General features: G+C 33.1%; 14 protein-coding genes and 1 pseudogene. 4 read left to right on the forward strand and 11 right to left on the reverse strand.

Features of this window, described 5'->3' with window-relative positions; all coding sequences use genetic code 11:
- Positions 1-4: 4 nt before the first annotated feature.
- The 5 genes and pseudogenes from ACFOW1_RS06240 to ACFOW1_RS06260 form a co-directional block, all read right to left on the reverse strand.
- Positions 5-1,624 carry a hypothetical protein gene (locus ACFOW1_RS06240; protein ID WP_379012968.1) on the reverse strand — a complete coding sequence of 540 codons (1,620 nt, stop codon included), beginning with the start codon at positions 1,622-1,624 and terminating at the stop codon, positions 5-7.
- Positions 1,625-1,630: 6 nt separating this feature from the next.
- Positions 1,631-3,268, reverse strand: coding sequence for a hypothetical protein (locus ACFOW1_RS06245; protein ID WP_379012969.1), 1,638 nt, complete (start codon positions 3,266-3,268; stop codon positions 1,631-1,633).
- Positions 3,269-3,817: 549 nt separating this feature from the next.
- Positions 3,818-4,168, reverse strand: a complete 351-nt coding sequence (locus ACFOW1_RS06250; protein ID WP_379012986.1) for a DUF3874 domain-containing protein — start codon at positions 4,166-4,168, stop codon at positions 3,818-3,820.
- Between the two features lie 45 nt (positions 4,169-4,213).
- Positions 4,214-4,687: pseudogene (locus ACFOW1_RS06255) on the reverse strand (VapE domain-containing protein); the annotation flags it as partial.
- Positions 4,688-4,705: 18 nt separating this feature from the next.
- Positions 4,706-5,128 carry a hypothetical protein gene (locus ACFOW1_RS06260; protein WP_379012971.1) on the reverse strand — a complete coding sequence of 141 codons (423 nt, stop codon included), beginning with the start codon at positions 5,126-5,128 and terminating at the stop codon, positions 4,706-4,708.
- A 1,607-nt stretch (positions 5,129-6,735) separates the two neighbouring features.
- On the opposite strand from ACFOW1_RS06260, the gene ACFOW1_RS06265 reads away from it, so the two are divergent.
- From ACFOW1_RS06265 to ACFOW1_RS06275, 3 genes are all read left to right on the forward strand, one after another.
- A complete protein-coding gene (locus tag ACFOW1_RS06265) occupies positions 6,736-7,359 on the forward strand; it encodes a hypothetical protein (protein ID WP_379012972.1) in 624 nt (207 codons plus the stop codon).
- A gap of 14 nt (positions 7,360-7,373) precedes the next feature.
- On the forward strand, positions 7,374-7,784 hold the full coding sequence (locus ACFOW1_RS06270; protein ID WP_379012973.1) for a hypothetical protein: 411 nt from the start codon (positions 7,374-7,376) through the stop codon (positions 7,782-7,784).
- Positions 7,785-8,122: 338 nt separating this feature from the next.
- Entirely contained in the window at positions 8,123-8,755 is a 633-nt protein-coding gene (locus tag ACFOW1_RS06275; RefSeq protein WP_379012974.1) for a PH domain-containing protein, read from the forward strand.
- Positions 8,756-8,827: 72 nt separating this feature from the next.
- Here ACFOW1_RS06275 and ACFOW1_RS06280 read toward each other — a convergent pair whose 3' ends face one another.
- The 6 genes from ACFOW1_RS06280 to ACFOW1_RS06305 form a co-directional block, all read right to left on the reverse strand.
- Positions 8,828-9,877 (reverse strand): hypothetical protein, encoded by a 1,050-nt coding sequence (locus ACFOW1_RS06280; RefSeq protein WP_379012975.1) that lies wholly within the window; start codon positions 9,875-9,877, stop codon positions 8,828-8,830.
- Between the two features lie 43 nt (positions 9,878-9,920).
- Positions 9,921-10,994, reverse strand: a complete 1,074-nt coding sequence (locus ACFOW1_RS06285) for a hypothetical protein (RefSeq protein ID WP_379012977.1) — start codon at positions 10,992-10,994, stop codon at positions 9,921-9,923.
- A 182-nt stretch (positions 10,995-11,176) separates the two neighbouring features.
- Positions 11,177-15,904 (reverse strand): DUF6443 domain-containing protein, encoded by a 4,728-nt coding sequence (locus ACFOW1_RS06290; RefSeq protein ID WP_379012979.1) that lies wholly within the window; start codon positions 15,902-15,904, stop codon positions 11,177-11,179.
- 111 nt (positions 15,905-16,015) lie between these two features.
- Entirely contained in the window at positions 16,016-16,393 is a 378-nt protein-coding gene (locus ACFOW1_RS06295) for a hypothetical protein (RefSeq protein ID WP_379012980.1), read from the reverse strand.
- Positions 16,394-16,410: 17 nt separating this feature from the next.
- On the reverse strand, positions 16,411-20,361 hold the full coding sequence (locus tag ACFOW1_RS06300; protein WP_379012981.1) for a DUF5977 domain-containing protein: 3,951 nt from the start codon (positions 20,359-20,361) through the stop codon (positions 16,411-16,413).
- A 38-nt stretch (positions 20,362-20,399) separates the two neighbouring features.
- Complete coding sequence (locus ACFOW1_RS06305) at positions 20,400-21,863, reverse strand: hypothetical protein (RefSeq protein WP_379012983.1); 1,464 nt, start codon at positions 21,861-21,863, stop codon at positions 20,400-20,402.
- 297 nt (positions 21,864-22,160) lie between these two features.
- Here ACFOW1_RS06305 and ACFOW1_RS06310 point away from each other — a divergent pair.
- A partial coding sequence (locus tag ACFOW1_RS06310; RefSeq protein WP_379012985.1) for a response regulator occupies positions 22,161-22,431 on the forward strand: 271 nt, incomplete at its 3' end.

Raw genomic sequence — 22,431 nt, forward strand, 5'->3', positions numbered from 1 at the left:
TATTTTATTCTGGTTCAACTTTAAATCTCGGCTTTATTACCTGAGAGTTTGATGCATCGGAAAGGTCTGTGTAGAAACCAAGTTGTCTCAAACGGTCTTTCAATGCATTAAAATTATTGGTCAGGGCTTTTGCTGTTTCAGGACTGTCAGAGCCATTAGGCCATTCGTTAATATAGATTCCATATCTGTTTTTGAGCCATTCAACAAAACTTACGATAGTGATGGGCTGGGTTCGAAAGCCCTTTGAAGGGTCAGCACTTACCACTGCTAATTGTACTAGAACTTCCAATAATACATTGCCCAGTACATACTTTCTTTTTCTTCCACGTCCACCTTCTAGAAACCCGTCGTCTCTATTCATATTACATAGAGATGTCATCATAGATTTATGATTTCGGGTTCTTAGTTTCCAGTTAGCCGGTTCATTGCATAGAATTTCAATATACTTATCTAAGGCAGGGATTTCCATTTTCAGAATCTCTTGTAGATTTTCATTGTCTTCCATATCTGGATCAGCTATGATTCTACTTAGTTCATAACTAAAATGACCATTCAAGTCAGGATGATTGAGAAAACCAATTAGCTGCTCTGGCCCTAGATCCTTTTGCCCTTTAGTTGCAGCAAATTCAGCTATTTTGACAAGCTTATAATGGGACTTAAAATAACGAAACATTTCATTGTAATTCACATCAACGCTTCTTCTAGAAAGCATATCGCAAATTTTGTCTTGACCTAAAGTAAGGTCAACAAATATTTTCGGTTGAAAATCACATTTGCACAATTTATTGAAATCAATACCCCCTGCAATAGATTTACAAAGACTACATTTAGATTTTTGCGTATCCACAATTGAATTTATTTGATTGAAGGTTTTCATTACAAATAAGGCACAATGAAAATTTAGAAGGACAGTTAGATAATGAAATAATTCTCTTCTTGGGACATTGTTCTTATAAACTAAAATCAAGATAATGTCATAAAAGAACTGTTTTTGTTGTGCTTCACATAGTGCCTTGAATCCAGGCACTTCTTTTTCTCTAGTTGATGGATTATCAACTCTGAAAGAATCTAATATCCTAAGTAAAAATTGGGTTTCAATATCTAAGTTATTGAAACGTTCTTCATCAGTTACTAGATTAAAACTTCCTTCTTTCTTGGTACCTTCTATTAGGAAATCCATTAAATAGTTTTTCGCACTGCTTCCGCCATCACCTTTAAACACATTGTATAAAAAAACACTTGCATCCCTGTCCTGACTTCTGATTCTAGGGTCAAGCAATTTTATTGTGCTAATATGAAGTGGCTTTAAATTTGAAATCCTTGGTTTCCCTTGCCTTCCTTTACCTTCAATTATGGTTGTGGCATAATCCGCAGAAATCCAGTTTTTCATTAATCTTTCCCTTATTGGGTCAGTAATACCTTCAAAATACTTGGTATTGTCTTTCAAAATATCAACCAAATTTTCAGGATACAAAACATCTCTGCCGGTTCTTGTAATTTGCTTTCCATTTGTATGTAGTAAAACAAGTAATCTTACAATCGCCTGTTCAAAATTGATGTTATTAGCATCAATAGGCATTATTGGAAAATATCTAAAAGCTTTTTGTTTTCTATCTAGTGCCATAATTCATTACATTTTACTAAGCACCAATTTACCAGATGCTGATTTCTTAAATTCATATAAGTTGGTATCATCTTCTGTCAAGAAGACTGTGGTAGAACGTTTTGCCAATATTCTCCTTTTGAACATTTCAAGGTTTAAGAAGAAAGTTCTTATTTCTATTGATGTTGGGACGTAGCCCTCTTTTATTCTCATCAAAATTTCAAATAGGTCGATATTAATTTCTAATGAAGCAGTTTTGTCAATGTGCCTAAAAATGATATGGTCAGGAAAATATTCGATGTAATTGGTTTGATTTCCAATATCTGGCAAAACCACTTCAAAGTCAGCAGCGGTAAAACCATAAAAAGCCTTAGTAGTAGATTTTTTTGAACTGTTACTGCTGATGCAGACATTCTCTCTACCAACTTCATCATTGTATATTTTTTCTGATTTTGAGATGGCCAAAATCAAATCGTTCCGCAAATCATTTTGAGGGTCTTTACCTGTAGAAAGAAACTCAATGTAAGTTTCAAAATATCGGTAAGGTAAAAATGAATAATGATTTATAGCAAACTGCTCGTTTAAATATTCATCATTCCCTTCAAAATAAAGTTTTCTTTTCATTGCAGAGAGGAATAAGTCTGCATTTAGTTTACGAGTTTCATCATTGTCGCTTGTGCCTTCTGGTTTGTTAATGTAGTAATCTTCTAAATAATCTAAATCAGGATTATTAGCCGAATCGGCTTTAGTAATTAGATGCTCTTTCAGTTCAGTTTTTGGATTTAAGAAATACAAATGGTTTTCTAATTTGGGCAATGGCATATCTGCAACATCTACTTCGCTTAGGATAGAAACCATCCTATCCATTTCAACTTTGTTAAAGGCATTATTGTAATAAAAACGTACGAGCAAATTTTCACTAGCATCAATATCAGCCTGTAATTGTGAGCAAGTATATTTATTGAAGATAATAAATGAAATGAGAGAACGTATATCTCTCATTGTAATGTGCTTTTGTTTTTTTAAATAAATACTTAATACTAATTCTTTTAAACGCTGTTTTACAACAATACCTTTTTTTTGAGCTCTAAGACTGTCTACATTGTATTTGATGTAACACTTACTACTATAGGAACAATTTTGGGCTTGACAAGGTTCCCAATTTTTTTTAGTATTATCTTCATCAAGAATAATACTAAGTAATTCATCAAATATTGAGGTTGCATTATTGAGTTCAACGATGGCTCTGTTGTTTAAATTGATAAAAGCTAATGAATCAGGCAACTTGTAATTATCAAATTCTAAATAATGATGGATATGCTTACCCAACCATTTATACTCTCTTTTATTAAGTACAAAATCTCTAAGTTTACCCTCATTTATCGCTATAATTTTAACAATGTTAACAGTTGGTTCTTTTTCGCCATCGAATGGTTTAAAAAATACTTTCAATAACAAATCATTGGATGTGCCTTCAAAGTCTTGGCTTCCGTCATAAAGGGTTTCAAATTCAAATCCATTGAATGAAAATTCGCAGCCATTATCGGTTCTTTTTTTAAAAGATCCACCGGCTTTTTTTGCTGCCTCCTCAATGAGTTGTATAAATGCTGTCTTACCATCACCAGCATTACCAGTAAGTACAACAAGTTTCTTTTTCCCTTTCAAGACATCTTCCTTTAAAGCAGTGTCAAGCCTCGTTGGTATGTATGTGCTTTCATCAAGTCCTCTCGTAAGGCCAGTACTTAAAAAGCTTTGCGAGTATATTTTTAAAAATGTATCAACATTTGGGTTATAGTTAAGCATATTATTTACGAAGTTTATACTTTTCTTGTGCTTACAATTGGATAACTGAACATTGTACGATACACAAATTATTTTTTTATTCAAAAGCTATCATAAATAATAGGCTTTTTTTGCAGGTAAAAATATATAGAAATAGATAATAAAAAGCAAATAGAAGAAAATGAAGTAAGGTAAGGCGGATAACCAAAAAAGGAAAGAAAAGTTATTTACTGATAATCCTAAATAAAAAACCGTTTTAAGTGGCTGTTTGGGTGCAAAGTAAACGGTGTAGTTTATTGGGTTGCATTGGTTTGATGGGATTGTTACTGAAAGTGTAAAAACGAAAAAAATGACAAAGGTTTTGCTTAAAATTTGTTATCCTGCTTATCCATTCAAAACAAAAAAAAGGATGCAAATTGCATCCTTAATAATTTAGAAAGGTAAGTCGCATTGTTCTGGTGGTTTTGGTGGTGGTGGTAGTGGGTCTTTTTCTTTGCTTTTATTTTCAACTTCTTCCCAAGTAAATTCTTTAACAGCATATACATAACCAGTCTTTTTACTGATACGAATAAAGTTGTGTTTTTTCAGAGCTTTCCCTAACTTATTTATTGTTCCATCTGTTAATGTTATTTTAGCCTTTTCAGCCAACTTAGAAGCAATTTGTAAAGCATTGAGGAATGTTGTTGCTGTTTCTTTAGTGCAAGGCTCAAACCAAGTTAATAACAGCTCTTCCTCTGGACTGCGAAGCTGGTATTGTTCGTTGTTTTCTGTGATGGATTTGATTTCTTCCTAGTCGAACCAGTATCCAAAGCCATCATTAAATAAATGTCAGGCTTGTGCATAGACAAGGTTAATATCAACATCGTGCTGGTACTGGATGGCTTCAACTTCAAAACAAAGAAAACGTCTTGAACCTATACTATCATTTAAAAATTGTGCTGTGTTTACACTACCTGCAAAGCTTGCCCTACGTGGCATTGTTTCATTGTTGTGACCATAAGCCTTTCTCATTCTAATTTGTGTTTTAGTAATGATTTCTTTAAGGCTGCCTATCTCGCTACGATTGAGGTTTTCCAACTCGTCTAAGTTGATTAACATACACTCTGCCAACTGCACTAAAGTGTCTTTATTGTTTGGGTTGATAGTGCCACTAAACAAGTATTCTTTGAGTTGCTTTGGTAATAACTTTTCTACCCAAGTAGTTTTGCCTAAGCCTTGCTTGCCACTAAAAACAATTACTGTGTGGCTAATGACTTTATCATTGAGAACACAGCCTACCATTGCTACTAACCACTTTTTAAAACATTGCTGCCAAAGCTCTTATTTTGTGGTGGTAATGGTGTTGGCTAATTGAGTGATGTAGTCTTCTTTTCCATCGTATTCGGGTAATGTTTCAAAGTAGTCTTCAAACGGATTGTAGAGCTGGCAAAAGTCAGAATATAGAAGGCTTCGTAATGAAGTAAGGTTTGTTTTTATTCTTGCTTTTAAACATTCACGAAGCATTGAATTTTCAATAAAATCATTCATTACATTCCACTTCCTGCCCCTAACCCCTGAAGGGGCATTATTATGATTTGCTGAGTATGTTTGGTATTCTAACTTACCTGAAACGATGTTGTGGCGAAAGATGTATTTGTTGGATAAAAAGTTTTCGAGCTTGTCAATAATGGTGGGCTTGCGTTTGTCTTCCTCCAATTCATCTTCAAGGGATGAGGGGGAATGAACCACCCCTGACACCTTCAATTGAAGGGAATTGTGTACGTTGCTTTTTGCGTAATCACTTAGATTGCCGTAATCACTGTTAACAGCTTGAGTGACTTCTTTTTCATAGAAGTTGTAATCTGTTAAGATATAGCCTAATCCTACGCTGAAGATTATATTTTATAGCAGTGCTAGAGATTGCCAAGGCAAAAAAGAATTGATAAATTTGTATTTGTTGTAGCAAATGCTTCGTATTTAAGAACGGCGTTGGCAAAAAGTTGCGCCGAGTGTAATTAAGTGCATAATACGCCTAGTTGGGGTTTTTCCATCCAATTATCAGAAAACTTATCGTTTTCAATAGAACATGTCTATAACGGCATGTCAATAAAACTATTATCTTACTTTTTGTCTTTTTCCCTCTTATTCTGATAAAAAGCTTTGTCAATATTATATTATACTTTATTTTACTTTATTAAATTTCACAATGAATCCAGAACATATCCAAACCTTTTTTTAAAGCATATTTAATAATAAATAGCTTGCATAAATGAACTAATTCCGAGTATTTAAATTTCTTATCAGTATTTATACTATCGTTTAATTTAAATATCATCTATTTGTCAATATCATAGACTTTAATACTAATTGCGTCATCTTTAATTACACTCAAAAATTCATCTTTTAAATGCTAATTACTAGGCCAAATAATTTAATAATATTAATTATGTTATTTTTTATATACTCATATTAAATTTGTAGTAATTTTCTAACACTATATGACATTTTCCAAATAAACTTAATCTAAATCCTAAATAATCGAAATATTTATTTGCTTTTAAATTATATTTTTAATTACAATATAAAATAATTGGAAAAATATAAATATTGTTATAAATATGATATATAATTGTTTTATGAATGATTTTCAAAAGTTTTTATGATAGTGTTATAACACAATTATGATATTTTTATAACGCTTTTGTAACAAGCTTCTGTTAGCTTTTATTAAAATGCTTATACCTTCCTCGGAGAATGCCTTGTAATGTATACAATTGTTTACAATTGTATACATTACCTTCGTTGCACTTGCTTACAAATATTTACATTTTCTGTATACAAGTCTTTACATTTTCCTTAGAGATAGCCTTGTTGACCAAATGTTGACTTTTTGTTGATGGTTTGGCAGGTTGACCCTATTTTTTTATTTATTAGTAAAAAATCAGCGAGAAATACCAATTTTCATCTCATTATCGGCACTTAACGGTCTTTAGACAATAGTGCTGATGTTGACCAAATGTTGACTTTTTATTGACAGTTGGGCAGATTGACCCTATTTTTTTACGAATAAGTAAACAATCAACGGCAAATACCAATATTAGAAGGAGAGTAACATTTAAAACAAGAACAAGATAGTAAAAAATATAATTTAAAAGCTATAAAAAGAGGAGTATATGATAAAAAAGAAGCGTTATTAGACAAGAGGAAAATGTAGAAAAACGTAAAAAAGGGAATTTTTAGATAATTTAAAAAAGGATATGTAACTTTGAATGTAAAGTTTATAGCCCACTAGGGACTTTACGATGCTGCGCTCGCAAAGTCCCTGTGTGGCAGGGGAATACTTCCCCTTGCATCCCCTAAAAACCAACCCTATGTCTAAAGCTAGTATCAATTTCAAACCCTGCCTCAGCACTTCTGAAAAACATAATCTAAGGGAAGAGATTCCTAACTATGTTATTCTTGGCAAAGATAACAATGAAAGCTGGATGCTAAAGCGTATTGAAGATGCCAGGAAAGAAATTGAATACATGGCCAAGAAGGTAGGTGGTAGGAAACTGCAAACAAATTGTAATCCGATTAAAGAGGCGGTGGTGAATCTTAAGCCTGAAACCACCATCGATGATTTGCGTAGACTAGGTGATGTATTACATAAAGCGTATCGTATTAATCTTATACAAATACATATCCATCGAGATGAAGGGCGTCGGCTTGACGACACAAATGTGAGCATCAATCATCATGCGCACTTGGTGTTTGATTGGCAGAATAAAACCACTGGTAAGATTGTAACGATTGGCAGAGCCGATATGTCGAAGGTGCAAACATTGACTGCTGAAACCTTGGGGATGGAAAGAGGGCAGGTGAACTCCAAAGCTGAACGATTAGAACATGGTGACTTCCGTAAAGCGAAGGCAGCATTAGATCGGCAGATTGACGAAAAAAAAACAACTTGCAGCAAACAGAGCTCGAGCTGCAGCAATCAGAGCAAGACTTGATACACTTAAACGACATGCTCCTAAAAGCTAGGTTGGAATTTGGTTATACGATTGAAGAATTGAACGAACGATTTAAAGAAAAGCTGAAGGCTTTGAAAGCCGAGGAGCAGGCTGCTAAAATTAAGCTTAGCAAGCATAATCGTGAAGTATATGGCCAGGCGGAGAAGCAACCAGACATCCAAGCATTGAAGGAAGCAAGAAAGGCGGCAGACCTCGCTACAACAGCCATCGAGCAATTCAAAGAAGGCTTGTTTAGCTATACGGTGCATTTTGAGGGCTTTAAGTTAACGACAGACCAAAAATATGACCTGCTAATAGGTAAGTCTACCGAAACCCTTTACAGCGAACTAACAGCGCCCAAACAAGCGAAGCTGGATGAGGGTGACGAGGATGATAGACAGTATAAAAGAGGGATGAAGAAGTAAAAAAAATATTTACAAATTCGGATCGGTTGGTTAGAACAAAGGGTATAATGGATAGTAGTCAATCGATTTTAAAAAAATCTTTGAGATAAAGTATGATTTAAAAAAGAAAATCCACACGATTATATTATTTGCAACTAAATTATTTATATAGATGTACAGTAAAAGTAGCAAATACAACGAAAAGTATAACAGCGGAATCAAGGAATTCCGCAACGTGCAATGATGGATAACTAAGTTGAATTATGTTCATTCTTCAATTAAATATCCCTTGTTAATTTAAAAGAATGTTCACTAATGAACAAAAAATAAGAATTAGACATTGAAAATGATAAAATATTATGCTAAAATTAATTAATAAAAATTTGCAACCAGAATTTGATAGTATTAAGGATCAAAACGAAGAAATTTTATGGACAGATAAACCGAAATTTATTCCCTACACAATTACAGCATTCAGTTTAGGACTATTTGTTTTAATTTCTTCAGGATTTTATTATTTAGTGATAAAAAATATAAGTAATGTAAGCAATGCAACTGATGATTTTTTAATATGGTTTACCATGCTTCCACTTGGACTTTTCTTTATCAGTTTTTTAGTTAAAGTATTATCATATAATAATACTAGTTATGCCTACACCGACAAAAGAATAATGGTAAGAAGTGGTTTTTTGGGAACTGATTTCAAAGTGATAGATTATGATAAAATTTCTGATATTGAAGTAAGTGTAAGTTTTGTTGAAAACCTATTTGGTGTAGGATCTATAAAATTTTACAGCGGGAGAACAGAATTTAACGATGGTATTATAACTAAGTTATATGATAGGTGGGAAGCAATTTCTTTTCCTTACGAAGTCTTCAAGAATTTAAAACAGGTCGCCACAGATGTTAAAACAGATTTCAATTACCCGAACGCTTTAAGGCCAGATGTAAATCCTGGATACAAAACAAAATATACCCCTAAACGAAACTAATTTGTTCGAGCTTTAAACCAGATAGTGTCAATGACAGAAGTACTCTTCAAAATCGAATTAGTAAATTTTAACTTAATCAAATAAGTAAGTGCTTATGACAAAATTATTATTTTCATAATAAAGTGCATAAAGCTTACCTTGGTCGTAGGCATACATAATTTGATTTGGGTATTTATTTTCCTTATATATAGAGAAAATATTTTGTGATACTTTCTTTTTGCTTTGTCCTATATAAGACACTGTAGGCTTAGATATTGTTGTAATATTATCCACTTTCCCATTATTGTAATTTACCCTAGCAATAATATCTTTTCTGGTTTCTGCTAGTGAAACAACGAATATGCAATTATTTTTATCTAAAGAAATAATCTTAGTTAGACTTTTTTCCGTTGTAGGGATGTTCAAAGACTTTTGGACATCAATAATTCGTTTAACTGAAAAGTTTGTATCGGCGAAAATCACTTCACTTTTATTTTTTTGAAAGTTATTAGCAAATACAAATATTGAATCATCAACCCTGAATGTAGTTTCGTAATTTATGTTAAGATTGAATTGAAGTTTTTTTTCATTAAAAACCAGACTATCCATGTCAACGCCAGTTATGGTGTCTAATTTTGCAATTACTGGGTGGCATTTCCCATCATTAGAAGCTTTTTCTGATACATATAAAGAATAAAAATTCTTATAACCATCAAAAATTGTATGTGCACTCTCAAAACAATTATCTTTAAAAGAAGTGTGGGGAACACCTTGAATATTTATAAATCTATTCTTATTTTTATAGGTGATAATGTCCGTTAAGTAACCAAAAAAATAAAAAATATTATCCTTAGTTGAGAATTTTTTATCCAATACATCAAATGTGTAATCAGTAGCTCGAAGATTGAATATATTCAATGGCATCAAGGAATCAACTATTTCTCCCATTAAAGAAACTGTGTACAAAACATACGGTGTTCCAATATATAACTGACTATTCTTGACCACGAAGTGGTCAAGATATTTATTTTGACGTGTAAACTCAGTAAGTTCAAGACTACTTATTTTTTTCGTCTGAGCGACTAGAATTGCTGGCATTAAAAATATTATGCAAAATAAAAAAAACTTATTTCTTGATTTCATTTTGAAAAGTTAAAAAAATTAAACCTATACCGGAAAGATACTTCTAAAAATTTTTAAAATAGTCTTTTAAGCTATAAGTGTCTATTGTAACTAATCCGCTAGTTACATACAAAACAAATAAATAGTTTTTTTCAAACGAATATGATATGCCATTAGGCTCATTAAAATATCGATAGTAAGAAGCAGCTTCACCAATTTTAACATTAATATTTTTATTTAATGCATCCTTTTTAGGCTTTAATGGTAACTTATATTCTATAATTTTGGTTATTGTTCCTTTATCAATATTAGCCATACCAACAACATCTTTGTTGCCATTATTATCTAAACAAGTGGTTACAAATAAACAAGTTTTTCCATTAAACCAAATAATTCTAGTTTTTTCCCACCTACTTTTCAATTTTAATTGTGCATCAATATTTAATGTTTTTAGCGTATCAAAAGTTGTAGTATTTGTAACAATTAATTCCTGCTGACAATTTGTGACTTCCTTTTCGTCTTTTGTAAATTTAGAATTATTGAAAATCGCAATAGTATCAGCTACCTTAAATCTGTGTTCTTCATCCAGCCAAGCATTTCTAAATGGTAAAATATATCGTGTTTGTTTAAAATTATCTTTTGTATCAATTTTGGTTACATAAATCAAATGAGGAGCTAATACATCAAATATATTCTCTTGATGAATAACATACACATTGTTATTATTGTCTTCTTCTATTTCTTCAATTTGTCTACCACTTTGCTCTTTCCCTAAGCTTATTTCATTTTTAATCGTCCCATTATTACAAACAAGAATTTTTCTATCATTTTCTACGTAAATATCTGTTTTGTTGTTGTTTACACTTTTGTATAATCCAATCTTTCTTTTTTTATATTCTATAATTTGCAAAGTATCTATGCCAATTAATTGCCCTTCACTATTTAATATATATTTTTTGTTGTCACCAATTAGGTGAAAAAAATTGTTATACGCATAAAAGTTATAAATAAAATCTTTCGTTTTAGAAAAGTCAACGAGGTTTAAGCTGCTAATTTTATGGATTTGAGCGGGTACCTTTAAACTAAAAAATAAACTAGCTATAAAAACAGAGAGATAATTTGAATAATTTGATAACATGTATTTCTTTTTTATAAGTCCATTGTATCAGAAAATGATTAATTATTCCTCTTTGTGTTAATTCTATTATACAGCTTTTAAACAGTTCTGATGGCATCAACAACGCACCAATAATTTCGCCATTTTCTTTATCTTAACAAGAAGTTTAGCATTAACTGTTTCTATACAAATTGCATCTTCTCTTATCTAAATATTTTATAACTAAAAAACATTAGATTGTCTTTTCTTTTATTGTGAATTCTATTATACTCACTTATAACAGTTTTGGTAGTCGGACCAATGCCTCCAAATGGTTTACCCGTATCTTTATCTTTATCAAGAGGTCTAGCATGAAGCAAATCTATATACTTTCCTCCATCTCTTACATTAAAAATTATAGAAATGTGACCCTCGTGCTTATGCTGAGGCTTACCGTTTTCATCTGTGTAATCTACTTCATAATCAACTAACCAAATACTACCAATTGAAGGCTTATCACTTCGACTAAAATTATTATTTGGATTTTCTAAAAAATCGCGATAGTCAGAAATATTCCAATCCATTAGCTTTTTTAATATTCCAGCCGCCTTAAAAACTCTTCCTATAAAATCAGTACAAGTCATTATTTTCTTAGCCTCTCTCTGCGCCAAAGTAGGAGCCTCATATCTTTCTCCGAATCTGTATCCTTTGTCATTTGCGTCCTTGATCTCGGAATTAGCAAATCCAACCATAACATCATTTACTTGAAACCCTGCATCGTCTCCATAATGTTCTATGGCTGCAAGTCCAACTTTTTCAAAATAATCAATTCCTCCTAAATCATATGCCACGCCACTATTATCTCTATTTGCATATGATCTTTGTAAAGCTTTAAACGATTCTTGTGCAGCTTCACCTTCAAGATACACATCCATTCCTGTAGGATCTGTGCCGATAATAGGGTTGTTTTTAACATAAGTATACGGCGACTGAGAAAAGTAACTACCAGCGTGAGGATCAATTTGTAAAAATTTTCCAATCTGGGGATCTTGCATTCGTGCATTATAATCGTATACATCCAAACCACTTCCGTCGGTAAACTCCTCTGATTGAAGTTCTTTTCCGTTATATTTTAGTTTATTCCCTATTGAATTTGCCGCTTTTGCACTAATACCGCTCATTGTCAACCCGAAAGGATAGTAATGCGTTTCTTCTAACAGTGGCCCAGGCGTATGAATCACTTGTAAATTATCGAAAAATACGTCTACAGGGCTTTCATTACTACAAAAAACATAAATGTAACCATTTTTTGGTATTACTATCCCCTGTAACACTGCATCTATGCTATTATGGTCTTTTACTGTATTGACTTCACCTACTGCACTAGCGTTTCCAGTTACATAGTTATACTGCTCATCAAAAACAATGTAATTAATAAACGCTTTAGGCTTTTGCGTTGTAGTATAATAGTAGGGAACTCTACCACTAGAATATAGTAAAAAACTGTTTAAAATGGAGTAATAGGAGAGTTGATATTGGTTTATTTGGTTTTGCAATACATAATTCTCACCTATATGTGTACCATTATTGCTAGTATTTAATAGCCCAGTAATAATAGATGGTGGCGCAAGATTATTGTTAGAATTATTTCCACCAGTATTATAATCCTTCCAAAAACTTTTGCCATATATATCAATTTTATCGCCAGCCATTACTTTTAATGTAATACCCAATCCTATTCTATCTCCTCCATTTGCAGCGTTCAACTTATATAATTTATTACTTTCCGCATCGGTATTGCTAGAAGGGTTCGAGTTATAAGGTGGTTTACCATTGTTGTTGTGATAGTGAAACGTTGGATCGGTAGTATTTACAAATGCTGGGATAGACGATTTATCAACAATATGAGAAGTATTGATATTATAATAGCTCTGTTCAGTAGATACAGCACCATCTTCCAATGTAGCTGCAGGATAGCTATTTACTTTTTGCTCATCGGTTAGTACAACTCTAGTATTACCTAAATGGTCTTTTATAAAATAATCAGCCACCCATGTAGCAGTTGTTGTAGCTGTTGCTGGAATTAGTCGGAAGCGTCCTTCTTCATGTCCTATAAATTGTAGCGTCTCGGGTATTTGAAGAGCTGATAATGCACTATTGCTATAGCTTTTACTTTCGTAAACTCCAGCATCAGTATATCTTGTCATAGTTATGATATTGGTATTGTAACTGTTATTATTGTAATATATTATAGCGTTATTTTCTTGTGTGGTTTTTTGAAGTTTATTACCTGCTGCATCATAGGTGTACGTAATTGTGCCTTTACCTGTAATTGAAGTCATCTGTGGCAGGTTCAAATGATTATAGGTAATACTAGATATATTTTTATTGTAATCAGTATTCATATTTCCATTGAAATCATAATCGTAATCTTTAATGGTACTACTAGAACCTAAGTATGTAGCTGAGTTTGTAATGTAAGATTTTATACTGTTTTGTGGGTGCGTTGCGCTTGTTTTAAAATCACCCAAATATGTTTGAGTGTCATTTGCAAAATCTATAACATTCTGCAACTTATTGCTATTAGGTTGATAAGTATAGTGTAAATCATCTATTAAGATACTGCCGCCCACTTTCCAACCATATTGTGCCATTGTTAAAATGTTACCATTTGCATCATAATTTAAATTATTTACTGAATAATTGATAGTACTCTTGTTCCAACTTCCATAATCTTTTTGATTAAAATCAGCAAGTATTAAGCGGTTCGCATTATCATAATCAAAATCGTATTTTCTTAGTTCCCCATCGCCACTCGTTTTCCAAACCATTCCGCTTATATTACCGTTTAATTGTGCTTTTGCATAATTTCCATTTATACTTGTGATCAAAGTTTTATCATAACCTAAGTCAAGTCCAAAAAAACGCCCTGTAGCCCCGTATGTTTTTGCAAAATCTCTATTTATTCCTAATAGCCAACCTCTGATATTATACTCGTTGGTTAGAGTTTCTAAGGCAGTATTTATAGTACCAGGTTTTGTACCTAATGTTTTGGTCACTAGCTGTCCTAATGCATCGTAGGCTACTGTGCTAATGACCTTAAATCCATTATTATTGATGTTTTTTTCTAGTTTAATTATACGACCTAAATCGTCATAAGTAGGTTTGTTTGCTACTTCTATTCCAATGTTTGCGATTGTATTGTTCGTCGTTGTATGCTTACGTAATACTTTACCTACAAAATCGTATTGGGTGGTATTTATATCTAATCCACCAGTTTGATTGATAGACTGTACTTGAATTACTCTGCCTTTATCATCATAAATTGTAGCAGAATATATATATTGATTACTCGTCCCAAGTACTTTTACCTTAGTCCAAGTTGTCATACCTAATGGGCTAGTATTTGGTACCAAAGGCTGAGCATAATCTGGCGAAGTATTATAATTAATAACCATGGTAGAGGCATAATTGCCTACTAGATTACTACTTAACCCTGTAGGCATGTTGTCATATTTGTCATAGTGCGTTTCTGTCAGTAATTCTCCAGAGTTTATACAGCCATTAGTTACGTAATCTGGGTTATTATTTATAATACTCTGAAGGGCGATATTAGTACTAGCATTACTCCATAAATAACTTTTCACTGGTCTATTGATATTATCATAAATTGTGCAGAGCCAATTATTGTTTTTACGCATATTGGCATCCTGTGCCATTATCAATCTATCTCTTAAATCATAAATCAAGTACGTCCAGTCGGCACCAGGTACTTTCTTTCCTATTAAGCGATTCCTTGTGTCATAAACATATTGAAAAATAAGTTCACTAAATTGTGATATTAGTATAGGTGAAAAATTGTTGTTGTCTAAATATTGTACCAATTTGGGCTGTAGCACATATATCAACTGTCCATAATCGTTATATAGATAATAGGTACATAACCATCCTGAATGTGCTGGTTTGTTCGAAATATCTGAATCTAATTGTACTTTTCTAAGAATTACTTTATCCTCTCTATCTTTATATTCTATTATTGAATGTCCTGCTTCATCCGTTGTTAACATTTTATGTAGTTGACCAGGAAGATAACTTCCAATCGCTGTAAAAGTTTTATCACTAGTCGGGACTATTGAAAAATTAGTAATATAAGTTGGTGTGCCATCATTAAAGTAAAGTTGAACTGCATATTCGTAATTGCCACTGGGGATATTATAACTAGCAATTGTATTTGACCCAGTAACAAAGGCAGTAATCCAATTTGAGCTACCTACATACCTATATAGTAAAACTAAAGTTGAAACATTATTCGGTAAGGTTAACCAAGTCCATGTTACAGCTTGCGTTCCATTTCCATTATCAGATATTGTAACTGTTTTATCTACGCCATTACTTACACTCCAAATTTTTACATCATCATTTGCTGTATTAAATAAATACTGCAAACTCGTTCCCTGATTGGCTCCTACCCAGCTGTTACCAGGTGCCATAGCTTTTATTGGCCTATTTAAAGGTGAAGACTCGAAATCGGTTTGTCCATAAAAAAAAGTTTCACCTTGTCCACCATATTGTGCAGTATTGAAACTGTTTTGCTCTATTAGAGAGTTGGTTTTGTATTCGCCATCTACACCAGCAGAAACATATGGGAGGAGCTTTTTGGTTTCTCTTCCAAATGCATCATACTGGTTCACAATAACCATATCACCAGTTACCCCAGTACTAGTTATAAGCGATCCATTTTTTACAACAGTTTGTATTGGCCTTCCTAAACCGTCAAAGAAAGCAGATGCTTGCTTTACTTCTCTTAAGCCTAAGTTTCTTAATACATATGGGTCTTGCGTTGGGGCATCTGCAGTCCAGCTTTTTATATAATTTACATTATTTTGAGCCTGTAACGACGAATTATAAAGATAAAATAATATAAATAAAAAGACCAAATATTTATTTGCCATAAAAAATTATTTATATAGTCAAAGACTGAATATTAATGACTAAATGAAAATTCAAGGATTTGTATAGTTTTTATTAAACATACAAACTGGAGCGTATTGTATTTAATTATTCTAATGATGGGTACTATCTACCCCATGTTTGCGCTGTATACGCTGTTCATAGAGTTGTTGGTGTTGCTTTCTGAGGTCGTTGTATTTTTTAAACTGGGCATCCGTCAACTCTTTCTTCAGCAATGTTTCGTAGGCATTTTGCGTATTTTCAATGGTTGCTCTGCTCTTGTTATGCTCGCCAGCTTCTTTGTTGGCATAAAAATTATACAGCTTCGCATATAATTTTATCGTTTGTACGGAATCAATAGCGAATCTGGCTTTTAAGAACTTGATTTCGGCTTCTGTTTTTGCTTTTATAACAGTCGTATCTACCGTTTGCGATAGGCAAACATGGCTAGCTACAAGCAGTATTACGATGATAATATGTTTCTTATTCATTTTATGAAAGTTTAAGGCTAGTTTACAATAATATATCCTGTACCAGATGATAATGCGTAAGTATAATTAGTGTACGCACCAAGTGACATATTTCCATACATATCAACATACGGGCATGCATTATAGGTAGGTTGCTGTGATAAGACAAGCGATGTACCATTGCAGACATATGTATTTGGGTTCAGAAAACCATTTTCACCATAGGTAGGGTCAAACTGGTCAGTATAGGTAAAGATGGTTACAGAAAGATTAGTCACAGACACTGGTATGGTACAAGCTGCATCTTGATAGAAACTCACCACAATATCCGATTGGCGATTATCGCAACCGCCTAAAAAGCTCTCACTAGAGTTAGCAAGTGTTAGCTTAGCATATACCGTATTTAACGTGCAACTAGCATTATTATTAGCATAGTTTTGTCCGTTTGTAGCGATATCATTTTGAGCTTGATTATCCGCATCGGCTTGTGACAACGTGGAACTATAAGTATTTGGGGCTACTGTATAAGCAATTGTACCACCACGATAACTAGGGCCACAATTATTTTTAGTAAAGGTTTGGCTGAGAGCTTGGTTATAGAATACAGGTGTATTAGCGCATGCCGTAGGCGAACTATTATAATAGCCATAGCATAAAGATTTGATAATATTTTTATCTTGATCACGAATTCGAATCAATCTAGAATAAGTGTCGTACTCATAATAGGTTGTTCGGTTATTCGCATCAGTTTGACTAGTCATCCCTACGAGAGGAGTATAAGTATAAGATTGCATTTGTGCATCGGCTGGATACAACCGTAATTCATCTATATAACCACTACCTGAAATTGATAGTGTCGATATACCTGTAGCACTAGCTCTATATAAAGTCCAACCATTTTTACTAGAAATTGTTGAACCACCCATACTGCAATAAGCTCCATTTTTGAGCCAATAGGTTATTGAATAAGATTGAATAGGATTGAGATTAATTTTAGTGATTGCACCATTTGATAAATCATAGGCTTTCTGGCCAGTTGGTGATGTAATATCTAACACAGGATTCCCTAAAAAATTCCAATTCCCTTTGCCGTCTGATTCAAAGCTCGTATAAGCTACATCATTGTAAGTTGCATTATTTACTTCTGCTACTGCATAATTTCCACCGTAATCCCAAATAATACTATTTTTAACACCATCGACTTTCGATAGTTGTAACGGATTTCCAAATGCATCGTATTGATCCAAAGTTGTAATTCTTGGTGACCCGTTAGATCCTAGTTGATCAATAATAGTGATATCTTTTATGACGATATTCCCACTTGAAACTAAATAGGAATTTTGAACCTTTGAGGATGCTAAGATTTCAATATAGTTAGACTTTCTTTTTTGTATTGTTTTACTAGTAATTTCAGATAACCTATTACTGTTTAACAAATTGTTATCGCCAGTTTGGTTTGAATAATCATATGCATGATCGTAATATTCTTCAAGAAATTCTCCATTACTTCCTCTTAATTGAGTGAAAGCTTGTTGATTGAATCCGTCATATCCGAAACTTTTTACTGTTATAAAAGAGGTATTATTTTTATCATATTCAGTTGTTGTAGCTTTAGTTAGCAGGCTTTCAATATCATATATAGGGTAATAGCCTATTAAATTTTTAGGGACAGATGTCCAATATGTTGAAGGCGCACCAGGATATTGGAAACATGTATTTTCAGGATAAAATAAATTCGCATACCCGAAAACTCTCGCTCCGTAATAAAATTTAGAATACATACTAGAGATGTACGTTACATAATTATTTTCAATTTTTTTTATTAAAATATTGTTATTATCATATATTAAAATTTGGTTTGGCTTGCCATTTTCAGGAAAATCCGATGACAAAGCGTCAAATGTTCTAGATGAGATCTGTTTAAGTGTTGGTAAAGAAGCACCTAGTTGTGATGGTAATGCAGTTGTATTATAGATTTCGTCTGGCCTATTATTAAAATAAGTCTCCGTTCTTCCAAGCGTATTTCCCAAGTTATCAATTTCTGTTCTTGTAACCATATCATAGCCCACGCAGTTAATAGAACCTAAGGAATTTGAATTATAAAATCCTTTACCGCTTAATTCTGTTATTGAATAGTAATATGCGCCAATGTCTGTGTTTCCTTGGATATATTTAATATTAGTTAGAGGGTATGTCCTAGATAATTGTAGTGGTATAATTGATTTTCCGCCTTGATAGCTGTAAACTGTTTGTTTAGCAGTTGAGTTATCTAAATTTAAAAAACTAACTTTTTTAATTCTTAATCCATTTCCCGTAGAGACAACATTGTTTGTATTATTAAAATCAGGAACCCAATAGTTATCAAAACTGTTTAATTCATACTCGAAAAGAGCTTTACCCCCTGTTGGATACGTTATTTGTGTCAGAATACCCGCTGTTATAAAATTTAAATTTGCCGAATTATTATTACCATTATCTGCAAGTCCTGTTATTTTCAATCTTTGCGGATTAGGAATTAATGAAGTATTAGTGGTCATCCCATTAAAAAATCCCCAAAAATCTTGAGCATACGAATTTTTTGGTGGTAATTGAGTTTGATTATAACCAAAGCTGTGTATCTCCCCATTCTTGTCGCTGATAGATATTAACTTTAATCGCTTATTAACCATATCGCTATTAAATAAGGCAGCATTTGGAAAAGGCGGAAAAGTATTTCCAACCACACCACTAGCGTCAAAATAGTCGAATAATAATTGAACAGATTTTATTTCTTTTGAATCATTATTGACTACTTGAATATTGTCAAGCTTTTTTCCTCCCAGGATGTCCAGTCGGTCTGAAATTTGAAAATTTACTTTGCCAAGTGGAAAAACTATACTTGATAAATAGAACCTATTTTCTTTTGTATAAGTAATCGAGTGGTTAAAATTTCCCATTTTTAAATTATTAAACCCCTCAACATTCGGCTGATTAATTGAGTTATTCAAGTTGTATTCCGAATAACTACTTAATACTTTTTCATCCCATTTCTCACTATAAGAAGGATACTCATCAATTGCAGCCGTTTGGGTATAATTGAAAACAATTTGCTTACCACTGTTAGTAACAATCTTAGTGATATACCAAATTTTTGATGTTGGTTCAAAGTTATTTGAAGTAGATTCAGTTAGACCGCCATAAGAAGTGGTATTTGAAATAGAGGAGCTAAATTGTTCGAAATAATAATTTTCGCCAGACGGAACAGTGATTATGAATACATCGCCATTTCTAACTACTTTATAACCTTTCTTATTTAAAATTTTTATACCACCATTGGAACTCAAATTATCAGGAAATTCTCTTATAAATTTCAATGTATGTCCAAAAAAACTAGCTGTAAAAATATCTGGCTCAGAATCATATTCTGGGTATGACAAAAGTCCAAGTTGTTGATCTGCGATTTTTTCATTTACTGGAATCCAATACGCCGTGGAAATCATGTAAGATAGTTTAGGTAAAACAGGTCCTTTCGGATAGGGATCTGTCCAATTGAAACCTGGGCTATTATTACAGTTAGGATAATTGAATCTTGTAGGGTAATTATCAGGATATGGTGACCATTTATAGTCAGGTAATAGTTTTTGATTAGGAAAACTTGGACTACTACTTATTGCATAATCATCAAGGTCATTTATTTCTTGATTTATGCTTCCAAAATTCATATCCCAACCAAGCCCAACCCAACTAGCTTCCTGACTAACCCTAATACCAGCTGCATGATAATCTAGAGCTATCGGAATTTTAATTCCATCTACACTTATTTCGTATAGCGGGATGGAAATAGAAGGTATTCCTGTATACTCACTAACTGGCATTTCAGTATATTTTAGAAAGCTAAATGCACTTGGACTTACAGGATGATAATTCTGCACTTTTAGTTCCTCATTCTGTGCAAATGCCTGATTGCCGAAAATTATAGAAAATAAAATTATATAAATTTTCTTACACATAATTAATTGAATTATTCTTATTAAAATTTTCCATTTTGTTACATCCCCCATCCGACTCTAAACACCAGTGGTTGCGTCTGTAAATGATTTTGTTTGCACAGAAAATCGTAGAGTATTTGTACTTTACTCGTTTTGTTCTTTACAATAGGAATTTTCTTACTAAGACCTAATAAGGCGCTTTGTCGCCAATTGCCTTGGGGTAAACGATACAGTTCACCAATACTGCCAAACCGTTGCTGATAGTTCTGCTCATAACCGCCACTTATAAACAAGCTACCTTTTAGCTTCATATCTAAATAGCTTCTTAAGCCAATACCTTCATTAGTCAGCTTAATATGGTCTAAACCACTGCCCCATCCCATTTTATAACTAGCACCAATTCCAAAACTGTTGTTATCGTTTAGCTTATAGCCCACCGAAAATCCAATGTCACTCGTTAGCGGAAACAAACTGTTCTGCTTCTGTGTCTGTACGTCTAACCCATACTCTAGTCTATCTAAAAAACGCTTGGTTTTTTGGGTATTTGGTTTAAAGCCATCGGGCATATTAAGGTCACTGCTGCTACCACCTGCTTTATTAATCTTTTCTTTTAAAGCATTCAATTGATTTTGTCCTTGCTGTATTTGTTGCTGTAAGTAACTCTGTGGACTTTGTCCGCCACCACTTGTTATAGTAGAAGGGATAGTTCCCAATCTTGATTGTAATATTTGATTGACACTAGCTCTAGTTTGTAGCCCAGCCAAAGCTTGGGCTGTACCATAGCCTTGCGGCATAGGAAACAAACTGGCCAGCTGGCTATTATGCTGCATAAAGTCTTTGAAAAATGCTGACTTGGTTAATTCCGCAATCGCTCTTTTTTCTAACTTATCAGGATTTTTTAATAATTGCTTGTATTCCTGTATCTGTTGTTGGTAATAATAAGCTTGCTTGTTAAAGCTTTGCAAGCTGCTACCTAAATTGTATTGGCCGAAAGCGGCTTGTATCGCTTGTTTCTGTTGTTGGATGTAGTCTTTAATCTCGGTTGCGTTCTGTAATTGACTTTCTAGACCTTTAACACTGCTCAATGCTTTGGTAGCTTGGTTCGTTAATCCACTAGCGTCTAGTTTACCCTCTAAAAACTTCAAGCTTGTTGCAAACGTATCTACGAGTGGCAGATAATCTTTGCTGCTTGTAAGTGTTTGTAGTTGGTTGAACTTACTTGTTTTCTGTTGTAGCTTATCGGTTAATTGTTGCAGCCTATCGCTTGAATTTGCAAACACTTGTTTAGCGAGATTGCTATCTACTTTGGCTAATTTCTTTTGCAGTTTTTCTTCTTGCTGTTGTAAATCTTTAAGTGCCTTGGTATTGGCTTTTTCTACTTGTTTACTTATGCTTGCTGCTTTCTTATCTATGCTTGTGGTGTAGCTTTCTATTTGTTTAGGAGTCAGATTAAGGCTGCTATCTTTTGTTGTATTGGTTAGTATATCTTGACAATTACCTCTAGTTACTATGAAATAGCACATCAAAATACCTAATAAAATCCTGTAGCAGTTATTTGGCATAATGTGAAAACGGATAGTATTTAACAGCTATCTTTTTCCCATTGCAATAATATAGGACTTTTTTGATACAAAATCTACGTATTTCTACGTAGATAATAAGAAAACTTTTAATTTTCATTGAATAAACTACCACAAATCATAGTAATTTATATATTCGTATCCCCCTAATGGATATTCATACTTGATGGTATTTGATGCGACTTTGGTTTATCAATAATCAGAGTCAGGAAATGCTACAATTTATTTAAAATAGGGGATATGCCATTTTATATTGCTTTTGTTGATGATACTGTAATGCTTCGTATATCAGTATCCAATTTATTGGGGCAAATGCAGCCTCAATATAAAGTCTACCAATACAACGACGGTAAAGAACTACAAGAACGTCTACCGAACGAAAGCTACAAACCAGACCTTTTCCTCATGGACATTTGTATGCCTTACGTGAATGGCTATGATGCCACTATCTGGGCGAAGAAATGTTTCCCTAATACCCCAGTGTTAGCTTTTACCATGCTTAACAATGATA

Source organism: Parasediminibacterium paludis (assembly GCF_042651445.1).
Lineage (GTDB): Bacteria > Bacteroidota > Bacteroidia > Chitinophagales > Chitinophagaceae > Parasediminibacterium > Parasediminibacterium paludis.